The sequence below is a fragment of the Streptococcus sp. GS001 genome (genome assembly GCF_021595565.1).
In the GTDB taxonomy this organism is placed as follows: Bacteria; Bacillota; Bacilli; order Lactobacillales; family Streptococcaceae; genus Streptococcus; species Streptococcus xiaochunlingii.
Window position 1 is genome coordinate 513,663 of record NZ_JACSYJ010000001.1, and the last position, 13,013, is coordinate 526,675.

A 13,013-nucleotide genomic window follows, 5' to 3' on the forward strand; every position below is an offset into this window, starting at 1 on the left:
TTACGTTGTCTACTCGCTGATACGCATGGATTTGATTTTTTCTTCTTCAGGGGTGACCCGTAGGGTTTTCTGACCGGTATAGGTTACAAAGCCAGGTTTTCCTCCGGTTGGTTTGTTGAGTTTCTTGGTTTCAATCATGTCGACTTGGACCAGATTGGACAGGCGTCCCTTAGAGAAATAGGCTGCCAGCTCAGCTGCATCGGTTTTGACCTCATCTGAAGGGTTGAGGTTACCTGTAATGACCACGTGACTACCTGGAATATCCTTAGCGTGGAACCAGAGTTCGTCCTTTTTAGCCATTTTGAAGGTCAATTCTTCGTTTTGAAGATTATTCCGGCCGACCAGAATAATGGTCTTGCCGTCTGATGCTAAGTACTTCTCAGGTTTTTTCCGTTTGTGGATCTTTTCTCGGTTGCGTCGTTTGATAAAGCCTGTTTGGATCAGCTCTTCGCGAATCTCGGCTACTTCAGAGAGGCTGGCTTGGGCCAGAGCAGTTTCGACTGTTTCCAGGTAGGAGATGGTTTCCTTGGTTTCTTGGATAAGAGAGGTCAAATGTTTGACGGCTTCTTTTAGCTTCTGGTAGCGCTTGAAGTAGCGTTGCGCATTTTGACTGGGGGTTAAGGCCTTATCCAAGGCAATGGTAATGGGCTGGTTGGTATAGTAGTTGTCTAAGGTGACTTGGTCTTGATCATTTGGGACTTGATGGAGAAAAGTAGTAAGCAGTTCGCCTTTTTGACGGAACTCTTCGGCATTTTCTGTCGCTGCCAGTTCGGCTTCTTGTTTGGCCAATTTTTTCCGGTTCTTTTCTAGGTCATTGTCCACCTTGCGGATGAGTTCTCCAGCTTGTTGTTGGACCCGGTCGCGCTCGGCCTTGTCTAAGTAATAGTGGTCGAGGAGATCCGATAAGGTCTCAAAGGTTTCCTCCTGGCTATCAGCAAAAGCGAGAGCAGCGAAGGATTTTGTCGTTAGACGAGGATCTGTTGGAGCTTCAAAGAATGCTCGGAAGGTTTTTAGTTTTTCTCCAGTTTCTAATCGACTGGCCAATTCTTGAGCAGTATCTCGACCAAGACCCTGGAAATGAGTTTGAAGGTTTTTAGGTGTCAACTCTTCCCGGTGGAGAAAGGCGAATAATGCTTCGTCCTTGATTGTAAAAGGGTTGACCGCATCGGTTTTTGGAGGAGCTAGATAGGTCGAGCCTGGCAAAATAGTCCGGTAGCTATTTTGAGAGAAGCCCACATGTTTGATTGCTTCGATAATTTTTCCTGTCGCCTTGTCCAGAAGAATGATATTGCTGTGCTTGCCCATGATTTCAATAATCAAAGTCACAGAGATATCATCTCCAATTTCATTTTTATTAGAGACGGCGATTTCTAAAATGCGGTCATTCTCCAGTTGCTGGATCTGCTCAATGACTGCCCCTTGGAGATACTTGCGCATGACCATGATAAAGGTATTGGGGAAGGCAGGATTCTCGAAGTTGGTCTGGGTCCGTTGGATCCGTCCAAAAACAGAGTGAGAAGAAAGCAAGAGTTTTTGATTCTTGCGGTTGCTACGAATTTGTAAAACCAACTCTTGTTCAAAGGGTTGGTTAATTTTTTGGATGCGACCATTTAAGAGTTCGCTTTGTAATTCATTCACCATATGGTGTAAAAAAAATCCATCAAAAGACATGGGTTTCCTCAACATTCTAGACTAGTTCTAGTAAATTATATCAAAAAAGTGCCTGAAAACCTAGGAAGAAGAAGGACAAACATTTTGCAAAAACAACCTCACTAGGAAAAGAATTTCAGGAAATGCCGAACGTTTTCAAAAAAAACATAAAAAAGTATTGACAAGGCTTACGGAAACATTTACAATGGATTCAATTAGAAAAGTAATAAATGAAAATTTATTAGAGAGCTCACGGTTGGTGGAAGTGGGTAGTGGACATTTATGAAATTGGACTAATGATGAGATGAATTTGAAACAATAAAAATTCGGTCGGCACACCTTATCGTGCAACTTGTTGCTAGACAAGACAGAGATATGGGAGGAGTTTATCCATTTTCCCATAAGTGAGGTGGCACCGCGATGACACGTCCTCACATAGCTATAGCTATGTGTGGGCGTGTTTTTTGTTTCAAAAAGAAGGGAGAAAAGAAGATGAAGAAACGATGGCGACTCAGTCTTTAACAAAGAAGCGAAAAAACGAAAAAAATAAATAATTGAGGTAAAAAATATGAAAAACAAACGTATATTGGGAATGATCGGTGCTTTGCTAGCTATTATTTTGGTAGCAGTAGTCTATCCAATGTTAAACAATAAAAATGATGCCAATAAAGCAGATGGAACTAAAAAGGTAAAAGTCGGTGTCTTACAGTTGGTCAGCCACCCATCGCTAGACGAAATCTACAAGGGGATTCAAGATGGCTTGGCTGAAGAAGGCTATGACAAGGACAAGATTGAGATCGAATTCCTCAATGCAGAAGGAGACCAAAACAAGGTTGCAACCATGAGCAAACAATTGGTCCAAAACAACAACGACGTCTTGATCGGAATCGCAACTCCATCTGCCCAAGGTTTGGCTAGTGCAACCAAGGACAAACCAATCATCATGGGTGCTATCACAGACCCAGTCGGCGCTAACTTGGTCAAAGATTTGAAAAAACCAGGTGGCAATATCACAGGAGTATCTGACCACAACCCAACGGAACAACAGTTGAAGTTAATCAAAGAGTTGACTCCAAATGTGAAAACAATCGGTGTCCTTTACTCAACCAGTGAAGATAATTCTAAAACTCAAGTAGAAGAATTTACAAAATTGGCTGAAAAAGCAGGCTACAAAGTAGTTCCTTATTCAGTCCCTTCTACAAATGAAATTGCTTCAACGGTTTCTGTCATGACTGGTAAAGTAGATGCCATCTGGGTTCCAATTGACAACACCATCGCTTCAGCCTTCTCAACGGTAGTCGAAGCAAACAAAACAGCTAAAAAACCAATCTTCCCAAGTGCGACAGCCATGGTCGAAGCTGGTGGTTTAGGTTCAGTCGTTGTCGACCAACATGATCTTGGAGTGGCAACTGGTAAAATGGCTGCGAAAATCTTGAAAGGTCAAAAACCAGCGGATACACCAGTCGAAATCTTTACAGATGGTAAATCTGTCATCAACAAAAAAGTGGCAGAAGAGTTAGGCATTACCATTCCAGAATCTGTCTTGAAAGAAGCTGGACAAGTCATCGAATAAAAACAATTTGAATGAGAAGAATGGCAGAGGAATTTGGCTTTGGCAGGTCTTTAAATCCTGACCTTTAAAAATGTTCACCAGTGCCCAGGACCAGCTTATTTTACTCTTGGTAGAGGAGAAAGAATTGAAAATCAAAATAACAGATCTTCATCCGACCCAACTATATTTATCAGAAAAGAAGTTACATGATATCCAGATGCTTGATCAATCGGCGGAAATCATCAATGTTGATCCAATTAGTATTCTTGCGTTTGGAAATTGCTTCTTGATTACAGACGGGCATCACAGGGCTTATCAGGCTTTATTGGCAGGTCGGGATACGATTTCTGCTGAGTTTGATAAAGATGGTGGTGATGAAATTTATCATCTCTATGCACAAGCTTGTGAGGAAAGAAAGATATCCTCTGTTTTGGATTTAAAACATCGTATCTTACCTCAAGATGAGTATGAAGCAAAATGGTATAACTGGTGTGATGGTTTTAACCAAGCAGCAACTCTTCTACTAAAAAGGAAAGCAGATGAAACAGACAAGGCCAATAGATAATGCCTTGCGTCTTATTCCTTTGTCTATTGAAATTAGTCTCATCTAACTTGTTTTTTAACTAAAAATCTGATAAACTAGAATGTAATTGAATAGAAATCTGCAAGACTAGTACCTCAAGGGAAGTGCAACAGGGAGAAGAGCCGTGACTGAAAGCTCTTTGCATGAAAGCTGAGTGAATTCACTTGCGCAAGGATTTAGAAATTAAGGTCTGAGTTTCAGATAAAAAACGGATGGTACCGCGTGTCAACGCTCCGAATATGGGTGTGGCGCGTGGTTTTTTCTATGTCTGAGTGAAGACCATGATGGAGGAAATATGTCAACGATTGAAGAACAATTAAAAGCGCTTCGGGAAGAAACGCTGGCAGCTTTGAAGCAGATCTCTGCTGAAAATGAAAAAGAATTGCAAGAACTACGGGTCTCTGTCCTTGGGAAAAAAGGTTCCCTTACTGAAATCCTTAAAGGGATGAAAGATGTCTCTGCTGAAATGCGTCCGGTTATCGGTAAACACGTCAATGAAGCGCGTGATGTCTTGACGGCTGCCTTTGAAGAAACAGCCAAGCTTTTGGAAGAAAAGAAAGTCCAAGCTAAATTAGCTAGTGAAAGTATCGACGTGACCCTTCCTGGACGTCCAGTTGCAAGTGGTCACCGTCATGTCTTGACCCAAACCAGTGAAGAAATCGAAGATATCTTTATCGGGATGGGCTACCAAGTCGTAGATGGCTTTGAAGTCGAAAAAGACTACTACAACTTTGAACGCATGAACTTGCCAAAGGATCACCCAGCTCGTGATATGCAGGACACCTTCTACATCACAGAAGAAATCTTGCTTCGGACCCATACTTCGCCAGTTCAAGCGCGTGCCATGGATGCGCATGACTTTAGCAAGGGGCCTTTGAAGATGATCTCTCCAGGGCGTGTTTTCCGTCGGGATACAGATGATGCGACCCACAGTCACCAGTTCCATCAGATCGAAGGCTTGGTTGTTGGGAAGAACATTTCTATGGCAGACCTTCAAGGAACGCTTCAGTTGATCGTGCAAAAGATGTTTGGTGCAGAACGCCAAATCCGTCTGCGTCCTTCTTACTTCCCATTTACTGAGCCTTCTGTTGAGGTCGATGTCTCTTGCTTCAAATGTGGTGGAGCGGGATGTAATGTATGTAAGAAGACCGGTTGGATCGAAATCATGGGGGCCGGTATGGTTCACCCACGCGTGCTTGAGATGAGTGGCATTGATTCAACAGTCTATTCAGGATTCGCCTTCGGACTTGGTCAGGAGCGTGTAGCCATGCTTCGTTATGGAATCAATGATATCCGTGGCTTCTATCAAGGAGATGTTCGCTTCTCAGAACAGTTTAAATAATCATGTTAGTTAGAGTAAAAATCGACCAGGTACAGACCTTACGTGACCTAGAGGTGGAAACCTACCGGGAGACCTTTGGTCCCTATATTGTTGAGAAAGATTTGGAAGATTACTTCTCTACAGTGCTCTCTTTGGAGCAAATTGAGAAGGATCTGCGAGATCCAGAATCTGAAACCTATTTTGTCCTCAATGAAGATCAAGAAATCTGTGGTTTTCTCAAGATCAACTGGGGTCAGGCGCAGACCGAGCCAGTAGAGATGGACAAGTCCTTTGAGATCCAACGGATCTATGTCAAAAAGGAATGGCATGGGGCTGGTTTTGGCAAGGAAATGTTTATCTTTGCGCTGGATCAAGCCAAGAGCCGGGGCTTTGAGTGGGCCTGGCTAGGTGTCTGGGAACGCAACTTTAAGGCGCAAGATTTTTACTATCGCTTTGGATTTGAACGATTTAGTGAACACCAGTATGTTACCGGAGATACCGTGGATACAGACTGGTTGTTGAGAAAGAAATTGACCTAGAAGGAACAAGAAACTTCTATTCTAGAGAAGGGGAGGTTATTAGACCTTCCTAAGCTAGCCTCGAGCTGGAAAACACAAAATGAAAGGATCAAAACGAGGGTGGATGGAGATCTAGGAAAGATAACTAGATTTCTGCTTGGCCCTTGGTATCTTACATATGTTAGTTAGTTATAAATGGTTAAAAGAATTGGTGGACATTGATGTGGCATCACAAGAGTTGGCTGAAAAAATGTCAACCACAGGGATCGAAGTAGAAGGTGTGGAATCACCTGCTGCTGGTCTCTCAAAAATTGTCGTCGGAGAAGTCCTGTCTTGTGAAGATGTGCCAGAAACACACTTGCATGTCTGCCAAGTCAATGTGGGTGAAGAAGAAGCCCGTCAGATCGTCTGTGGGGCACCAAATGTGCGTGCAGGCATCAAGGTCATGGTGGCTCTTCCAGGTGCTCGTATCGCGGACAACTACAAAATTAAAAAAGGGAAAATCCGTGGTTTGGAATCTCTCGGAATGATCTGTTCACTTGGTGAATTAGGAATTTCTGACTCTGTTGTACCAAAAGAATTTGCAGATGGGATCCAAATCTTGCCTCAAGATGCTGTTCCTGGAGACGAAGTCTTCTCTTACCTAGACTTGGATGATGAGATCATCGAACTTTCCATCACGCCTAACCGTGCAGATGCCCTCTCTATGCGTGGGGTAGCACACGAAGTAGCTGCTATCTATGACAAGGCAGTCAACTTTAAGGAATTCAGTTTAACAGAAACAGACCAAGTTGCAGCAGATGCTCTTTCTGTCAGCATTGACACAGACAAGGCTCCTTATTATGCGGCTCGTATCTTGGACAATGTAACCATCGCACCAAGTCCACAATGGTTGCAAAACCTCCTCATGAACGAAGGTATTCGTCCGATCAACAATGTCGTTGACGTGACCAACTATATCCTTCTTTATTTTGGTCAGCCTATGCATGCCTTTGACTTGGATACCTTTGAAGGGACTGATATCCGTGTGCGTGAAGCGCGTGCGGGTGAAAAATTGGTGACCTTGGATGGCGAAGAGCGTGAGTTGGAAACAAATGACCTCGTAATCACTGTTGCTGACAAACCAGTTGCCCTTGCAGGTGTCATGGGTGGAGAGGCTACAGAAATCTCTGAAAAGTCTACTCGTGTCGTCCTTGAAGCTGCTGTCTTCAATGGCAAATCTATCCGTAAGACAAGTGGTCGCCTCAACCTTCGTTCTGAATCATCTTCTCGCTTTGAAAAAGGAATCAACGTGGCAACAGTCAATGAAGCCCTTGATGCGGCAGCAAGCATGATTGCTGAATTGGCTGGTGCGACAGTGCGGAAGGGCATTGTTTCAGCAGGACAGTTGGACACTTCTGATGTAGAAGTTTCTTCTACTCTTGCAGACGTTAACCGTGTCCTTGGTACTGAGCTTTCCTACGCGGATGTAGAGGATGTCTTCCGTCGTCTAGGATTTGGCCTTTCTGGGAATGCAGAAGCCTTCACAGTTAGCGTTCCACGTCGTCGTTGGGATATCACCATTGAAGCTGACCTCTTTGAAGAAATCGCTCGTATCTATGGCTATGACCGCTTGCCAACTAGTCTTCCAAAAGACGATGGGACAGCAGGTGAATTGACTGCGACACAAAAACTCCGTCGTCGAGTTCGGACTATTGCTGAAGGAGCGGGATTGACAGAAATCATCACCTACGCTCTGACAACTCCTGAAAAAGCCGTTGAATTTACGACTGCACCAAGCAACTTAACGGAGCTCATGTGGCCAATGACTGTGGATCGTTCTGTCCTCCGTCAAAATATGGTTTCAGGTATTTTGGATACAGTTGCCTACAACGTAGCGCGTAAGAATAAAGACTTGGCTCTTTACGAGATCGGAAAAGTCTTCGAGCAAACGGGTAATCCAAAAGAAGACTTGCCAAATGAAATCAACAGCTTTGCCTTTGCTTTGACAGGTTTAGTCGCTGAAAAAGACTTCCAAACTGCAGCAACACCAGTTGATTTCTTCTACGCTAAGGGAATCTTGGAAGCTCTTTTTGCTCGCTTGGGTCTTGAAGTGACTTATACAGCAACCTCTGAAATCGCTAGCCTCCATCCAGGACGTACAGCCTTGATCTCTCTCGGTGACCAAGTTCTTGGTTTCCTCGGTCAAGTACACCCTGTGACGGCAAAGGCTTACGACATTCCTGAGACTTATGTAGCTGAGCTTAACCTTTCAGCTATCGAAGCAGCTCTTCAACCAGCCGCTCCATTTGTGGAAATTACGAAGTTCCCAGCAGTCAGCCGTGATATCGCCCTTCTCCTTAAAGAAGAAGTGACTCACCAAGAAGTGGTCGATGCCATCCAAGCTGCAGGCGTGAAACGTTTGACAGATATCAAACTCTTTGACGTCTTCTCAGGTGAAAAACTGGGTATCGGAATGAAGTCCATGGCTTATAGCTTGACCTTCCAATATCCAGAAGATAGCTTGACCGACGAAGAAGTCGCACGCTACATGGAAAAAATCCAAGCATCACTTGAAGAAAAAGTAGACGCAGAAGTGCGTTAAATCGTAAAAAGATGAAACAGTTGAGAATTTCTCAACTGTTTTTTTCTTACAGGATTTGCAAGTTATAGGCCTTGAAACCCTATTAAAATAGAGAAATTCCTTTAAGTACTCAAAATATCTATGTCAAGCATTCTTCTATTTTTGACAAATATTTTTATTTTTTTGACAAATATACTTGTCAAAAAGAAAAAGAAGTGTTACAATGATTTTAGTTGAAAGAAGGGGAGGTTTCTTATGGGAGCCATATGGATTCTTTTTATCCCTTTTCTGATTATGGTTTATGCGAGCTCAGAAAAGAAGATTAAAAGGTTGAACAAACGCATTAGACGATTAGAAAAACAAGTGAAAGGAAATCAAGACATGTCTAGAATTTTAGAAGAATTAAAAGGCCAAACGGCCACTGTTACAGTGAGTGGTGTTGGATTCGAGTATGAAATTTTGGATATCGACGAAGATTGGGTCAAACTGACTCGTGTGAATAATAAACAACAAAGAGAGACAAAATTAGTTCGCATCGAAGATATTCAAGGTATTCAACTATAAGGGGGCGAAAGCCATGATCTTAAAAAATCGACTGAAAGAGCTGAGGGCGCGTGATGGACTCAACCAATCCGAGCTAGCCAAGCTAGCAGGGGTCTCGCGCCAGTCCATCAGTCTCTTGGAGCGGGGGGAATACACCCCTTCGGTTATCATTGCCATCACCATCGCCCAAATTTTCAAGGAACCGGTGGAGAATGTTTTTAGTCTAGTAGAGGGAGAAGAATAAAAGTGAAAAAGAAGTATAAAGAAAGGTCAGCCCGTTTTCGTTTTTGGAGAAACATGGCCTTGATCCTTTTAGGAATAATCATTGGCTTTTTGACAGGTTATTTTGGTTCAGATCATCCTATTGAAATCCAAAAGCTATTTGATCGAGATATGCTCTATATAGGGTCAATCATTTTATATCTGGTGAGCTTCGGAATTGCGTCTACTTATCTCTTGTCGTCCCGCCAGTCTTATCAAATGATGGAGGAGACAGAAGATGAGGACGAAGCCTACCATTATGAAAGTCAAACGAGAAGGCTTTATGACTTGGCCGCGATTTTCAAAGGCATCATGATTGTTCCCTATCTATTAGTGATTTTCTTTTCTTGCCAAAAACTAGTCTATGAAGAAAAACTAACAGGTGTTTTTGGGAAATACACCATCCCGCTTATTTTCCTTGCTTTGCTCCTTCTTACTTTTGGACTGGAACATCAGTTTAGAAAAACCTTCAAACAGATTTATGGAAAAGCAATCCCACGCAATGCTAGTGGGGCAGAAGTCCGTGAATTAATGATGAGCATGATGGATGAGGCAGAGAAACAAATTTGCTATGAGGAGAACTTCGACATTGTCTTTAAGTTAAGCAATTATGTCTTACCGATTTCCTTAATGGCGATATTCTTAGTGGGCATTACATTCCAGGCAGATATCTTGTTAGCATTAGTAGTTGTATCACTGATTTATATCTATATCTTGGTCTCTCAGTACAAGATTACCAAACGTTACTATAAAGAGTAGAGGAGTTTTCTATGTTAGAAATCAGAAATTTAGAAAAGAGTTTTGGCAAAAAGCAAGTCTTGTTCGGCATTGACTTGACTGCGAAAAAAGGATCCATCTTAGGTTTGATCGGGAAGAACGGAGCAGGGAAGACCACCATCTTCCATAGTATCCTCCGCTTCCTAGAATACAGTGGCGATATCCAATTGGATGGCAAAGCAATCAGTCAAGAAACCTATAAGGAAATTGGTTACCTGCCAGAAGAGCGGAGCCTCATGCCTAAGTTGACCATCTATGAGCAAGTCCGTTACCTTGCCAATCTCAAAGGCATGTCAACAGCTGAGGTAAAGGAGAAACTTCCAATCTGGATGGAAAAACTCCAAGTAAAAGGGAAATTAACCGATAAGATCAAGAGCCTCTCAAAAGGGAATCAGCAAAAGGTGCAATTGATCATTACCATGATTCATGAGCCAAAATTGATCATCCTAGATGAGCCTTTTAGTGGACTGGATCCTGTCAATACAGAAGTCCTCAAGCAGGTCATCTTTGAAGAAAAAGAACGCGGTGCGACCATTATCTTCTCTGACCATGTCATGACCAATGTGGAAGAACTCTGTGATGAGTTGGTCATGATCCGTGATGGATCTGTGATTCTTTCAGGTCCCGTACAAGAAGTTCGTAATAGCTTTGGCAAGACTCGTCTCTTCGTATCCAATGACTTCAGTAAAGAGGAGTTGGAAGACTTGCCTCATGTGACTAAAGTGACTATGACCAAGCAAGGTCTATGGAAGTTGGTATTGGATGATGAGACAGCAGGTCCAGACCTCTTTGACCAGTTGACCAAGGGTCGCTATCTAGCAACCTTTGACCAACAAGCCCCAACCATTGATGAAATCTTTAAATTAGAATCAGGAGTAGAAGTATGAAACAGATGCTGATTGTTATCAAAGAAACTTATTTACGCCAAGTGAAATCATGGAGCTTTTTCCTGATGGTCCTTTCTCCCTTTCTCTTCATTGGATTGACGATCGGAATAAACTATTTCGTTGGCTCTTCTACCTCTGCTAAAAGCAACGTCGCCTTGATTACAGATCAAGCTCCTGTCAAGGAAGGATTGAAAGACACCGATGGCTTGACCTTTGACTATAAGGATGAAGCAGCAGCTAAAAAGGCTATGAAAGAGGAAGAGATCAAAGGTATCCTCACAGTTGAAGAAAAGAATGGCCAGCTAGAGGCTCGCTACCAGAGCGAGGATGCCATGAAGCCAGAGTTCAAATCAATCGTCATGGCAAAATTGAGTCAGGTCCAACAAATGCTCAATGTTTCTAAGGCAGACTTAAGCCAAGAGCAGTTAACAGCCCTTTCTCAACAGGTCTCATTGACTGAAAAAATTGATGAGAAGAAAGAAGGCCTGAAAATGGTGCAGACCATGGTAGCTGGAGGAATCGGTTTTCTTCTCTACATGATTCTGATCTTTTATTCAAGTATCACTGCTCAAGAGGTAGCCAGTGAAAAAGGGACCAAGATTATGGAAGTGGTCTTCTCAAGCATTCGCGCAACTCACTATTTCTATGCTCGTATGATTGGTCTATTCGGGGTGATTTTTACCCATATTGGTATCTATGCAGTAGGTTTGGGAGGCGTTTGGATCTTTAGAGATTCCATTCCGCTTGTGAAAGATATTTTATCACCAGACTCTCCTATTACTCAACATATTGGACAATCCATTTCCTTGAATACCTTCTTCTTTATCATTCTCGGAATCTTCATGTACGTGGTTCTCTCAGCTTTCTTAGGCTCAACAGTTGCTCGTCCTGAAGATACAGGGAAGGCCCTCTCTCCTCTGATGATGTTGGTGATGGTTGGATTCTTTGGAGTGACTACCTTGGGTAGCGCAGGAGATGTCCCACTATTGAAGATTGGATCTTACGTTCCATTCATTTCAACCTTCTTCATGCCATTCCGTACGATCAATGGCTATGCAAGTGGACTTGAATCATGGGGTTCATTCGGAATCGCCTTGGCCTTCACGCTCCTCGGCACTATGATTATTGGAAAAATCTATTCTAGCCTGATCTTACAAACCGATGACTTAGGCTTGGTCAAAACAGTCAAAAAAGCTTTGAGCTATCGTTAAAAAAGACACCTTCAGTAAATGCTGAAGGTGTTTTCTTTGTGAAATCATTGCTGTTTGATCTTCTTTACATTATAATGAAAGAAGAATGAAAAGGAGGCGGACATGAACTATATTGAGTTTGCTGAAAATGAGCGTCTGTCCACGATTGTCCTTGGGATGATGCGGATCAGTCAGATGAGTGAAGATGAGGTGGAGGCCTTGGTGGAGGCGGCCTTGTCGATCGGGATCAACACTTTTGATCTGGCGGATATCTATGGCGATGGTCAGTGTGAGGTCTTGCTTGGAAAGGTCCTCAAGCGTCGTCCAGATCTTCGGGACCAGATGTGGATCCAGTCCAAGTGTGGGATTCGCAAAGACGGCTTTACCTATTTTGATTTTTCCAAAGATTATATTTTGGATTCCGTTGATGGCATCCTCGAGCGTCTGCAGATCGAGCGCTTGGATAGCCTCCTCCTTCACCAACCGGATGCCCTCATGGAGCCTGAAGAGGTGGCGGAAGCTTTTGATCAGTTGGAGCAAGCGGGCAAGGTCCGTCATTTTGGGGTGTCCAATCAAAATCCCATGATGATGGAATTGCTTAAGACGGCTGTCAAACAACCTCTCAAGGTCAACCAGCTCCAGTTGAGTGCAGCCTTTACACCGAGCTTTGAAGCTGGTTTTCATGTCAACATGGAAGGCCCAAAAGCAGCCGTGCGAGATGGCAGTGTCTTTGAGTATTGTCGCTTAACTGATACGGTGATTCAAGCTTGGTCTGTCCTCCAGCATGGCTATTTCAAGGGGAATTTTGTCGGCAAAGAAGAATTTGCGGATCTCAATCATGTCCTTACTGACTTGGCGAAGAAATATCAAGTTACACCGACAGCTATCGCCCTTGCTTGGGTCCTTCGCTATCCGGGTAAGATGCAGGCTGTCATCGGAACGACCAAGCCCCAGCATGTCCTTGAAGCAGGGAAAGCAGCAGAGGTGAATTTGACCCGCAAGGAATGGTACCAAATCTACTTGGCGACGGGAAATGATTTGCCTTAGAATCTTGTTAGTAAACCAGATTCCACTCTTATCGGTGGACTGGTTTTTTGTTTTGTAGTTTTCAGATTTTTCTTGACAAGTCTTTCTTTTTTATGGTATTCTTTATGCAACAAGTGTTGCG

At 43.1% G+C, this 13,013-nt stretch carries 12 protein-coding genes and 1 other annotated feature; of the genes, 11 read left to right on the top strand and 1 reads right to left on the bottom strand.

Translation table 11 applies throughout. From position 1 onward, the window contains the following. Positions 1–9: 9 nt before the first annotated feature. Complete coding sequence (locus H8S88_RS02605) at positions 10–1,671, bottom strand: Rqc2 family fibronectin-binding protein (RefSeq protein WP_125335965.1); 1,662 nt, start codon at positions 1,669–1,671, stop codon at positions 10–12. Between the two features lie 180 nt (positions 1,672–1,851). Continuing rightward, positions 1,852–2,086, top strand: a binding site (T-box leader). Positions 2,087–2,242: 156 nt separating this feature from the next. Between H8S88_RS02605 and trpX the strand changes: the two genes are divergently transcribed. The 11 genes from trpX (at position 2,243) to H8S88_RS02660 (ending at position 12,892) form a co-directional block, all read left to right on the top strand. Next, the gene (trpX, locus tag H8S88_RS02610) at positions 2,243–3,223 is read left to right on the top strand and encodes a tryptophan ABC transporter substrate-binding protein (RefSeq protein ID WP_443032519.1); all 981 of its coding nucleotides are present in this window, start codon (positions 2,243–2,245) and stop codon (positions 3,221–3,223) included. A gap of 124 nt (positions 3,224–3,347) precedes the next feature. Next, complete coding sequence (locus tag H8S88_RS02615) at positions 3,348–3,767, top strand: chromosome partitioning protein ParB (protein ID WP_125335961.1); 420 nt, start codon at positions 3,348–3,350, stop codon at positions 3,765–3,767. Between the two features lie 313 nt (positions 3,768–4,080). Beyond that, on the top strand, positions 4,081–5,127 hold the full coding sequence (pheS, locus tag H8S88_RS02620) for a phenylalanine--tRNA ligase subunit alpha (protein WP_125335959.1): 1,047 nt from the start codon (positions 4,081–4,083) through the stop codon (positions 5,125–5,127). A 2-nt stretch (positions 5,128–5,129) separates the two neighbouring features. After that, positions 5,130–5,645 carry a GNAT family N-acetyltransferase gene (locus tag H8S88_RS02625; protein WP_125335957.1) on the top strand — a complete coding sequence of 172 codons (516 nt, stop codon included), beginning with the start codon at positions 5,130–5,132 and terminating at the stop codon, positions 5,643–5,645. 157 nt (positions 5,646–5,802) lie between these two features. Further along, complete coding sequence (pheT, locus tag H8S88_RS02630; protein ID WP_236127887.1) at positions 5,803–8,208, top strand: phenylalanine--tRNA ligase subunit beta; 2,406 nt, start codon at positions 5,803–5,805, stop codon at positions 8,206–8,208. A 234-nt stretch (positions 8,209–8,442) separates the two neighbouring features. Then, positions 8,443–8,751: a hypothetical protein gene (locus tag H8S88_RS09895; RefSeq protein WP_061455075.1), complete on the top strand. Its 309-nt coding sequence runs from the start codon at positions 8,443–8,445 to the stop codon at positions 8,749–8,751. Positions 8,752–8,764: 13 nt separating this feature from the next. Beyond that, positions 8,765–8,974 carry a helix-turn-helix transcriptional regulator gene (locus H8S88_RS02640; RefSeq protein WP_003002675.1) on the top strand — a complete coding sequence of 70 codons (210 nt, stop codon included), beginning with the start codon at positions 8,765–8,767 and terminating at the stop codon, positions 8,972–8,974. Between the two features lie 53 nt (positions 8,975–9,027). Further along, entirely contained in the window at positions 9,028–9,750 is a 723-nt protein-coding gene (locus tag H8S88_RS02645) for a DUF3169 family protein (protein WP_236127888.1), read from the top strand. An 11-nt stretch (positions 9,751–9,761) separates the two neighbouring features. Then, positions 9,762–10,655 carry an ABC transporter ATP-binding protein gene (locus tag H8S88_RS02650; protein WP_125335951.1) on the top strand — a complete coding sequence of 298 codons (894 nt, stop codon included), beginning with the start codon at positions 9,762–9,764 and terminating at the stop codon, positions 10,653–10,655. Then, positions 10,652–11,866, top strand: a complete 1,215-nt coding sequence (locus tag H8S88_RS02655; RefSeq protein ID WP_135782532.1) for an ABC transporter permease — start codon at positions 10,652–10,654, stop codon at positions 11,864–11,866. Before H8S88_RS02650 ends, H8S88_RS02655 begins: the two co-directional genes overlap by 4 nt. A gap of 102 nt (positions 11,867–11,968) precedes the next feature. Next, positions 11,969–12,892, top strand: a complete 924-nt coding sequence (locus tag H8S88_RS02660; protein ID WP_236127889.1) for an aldo/keto reductase — start codon at positions 11,969–11,971, stop codon at positions 12,890–12,892. Positions 12,893–13,013 lie beyond the last annotated feature (121 nt).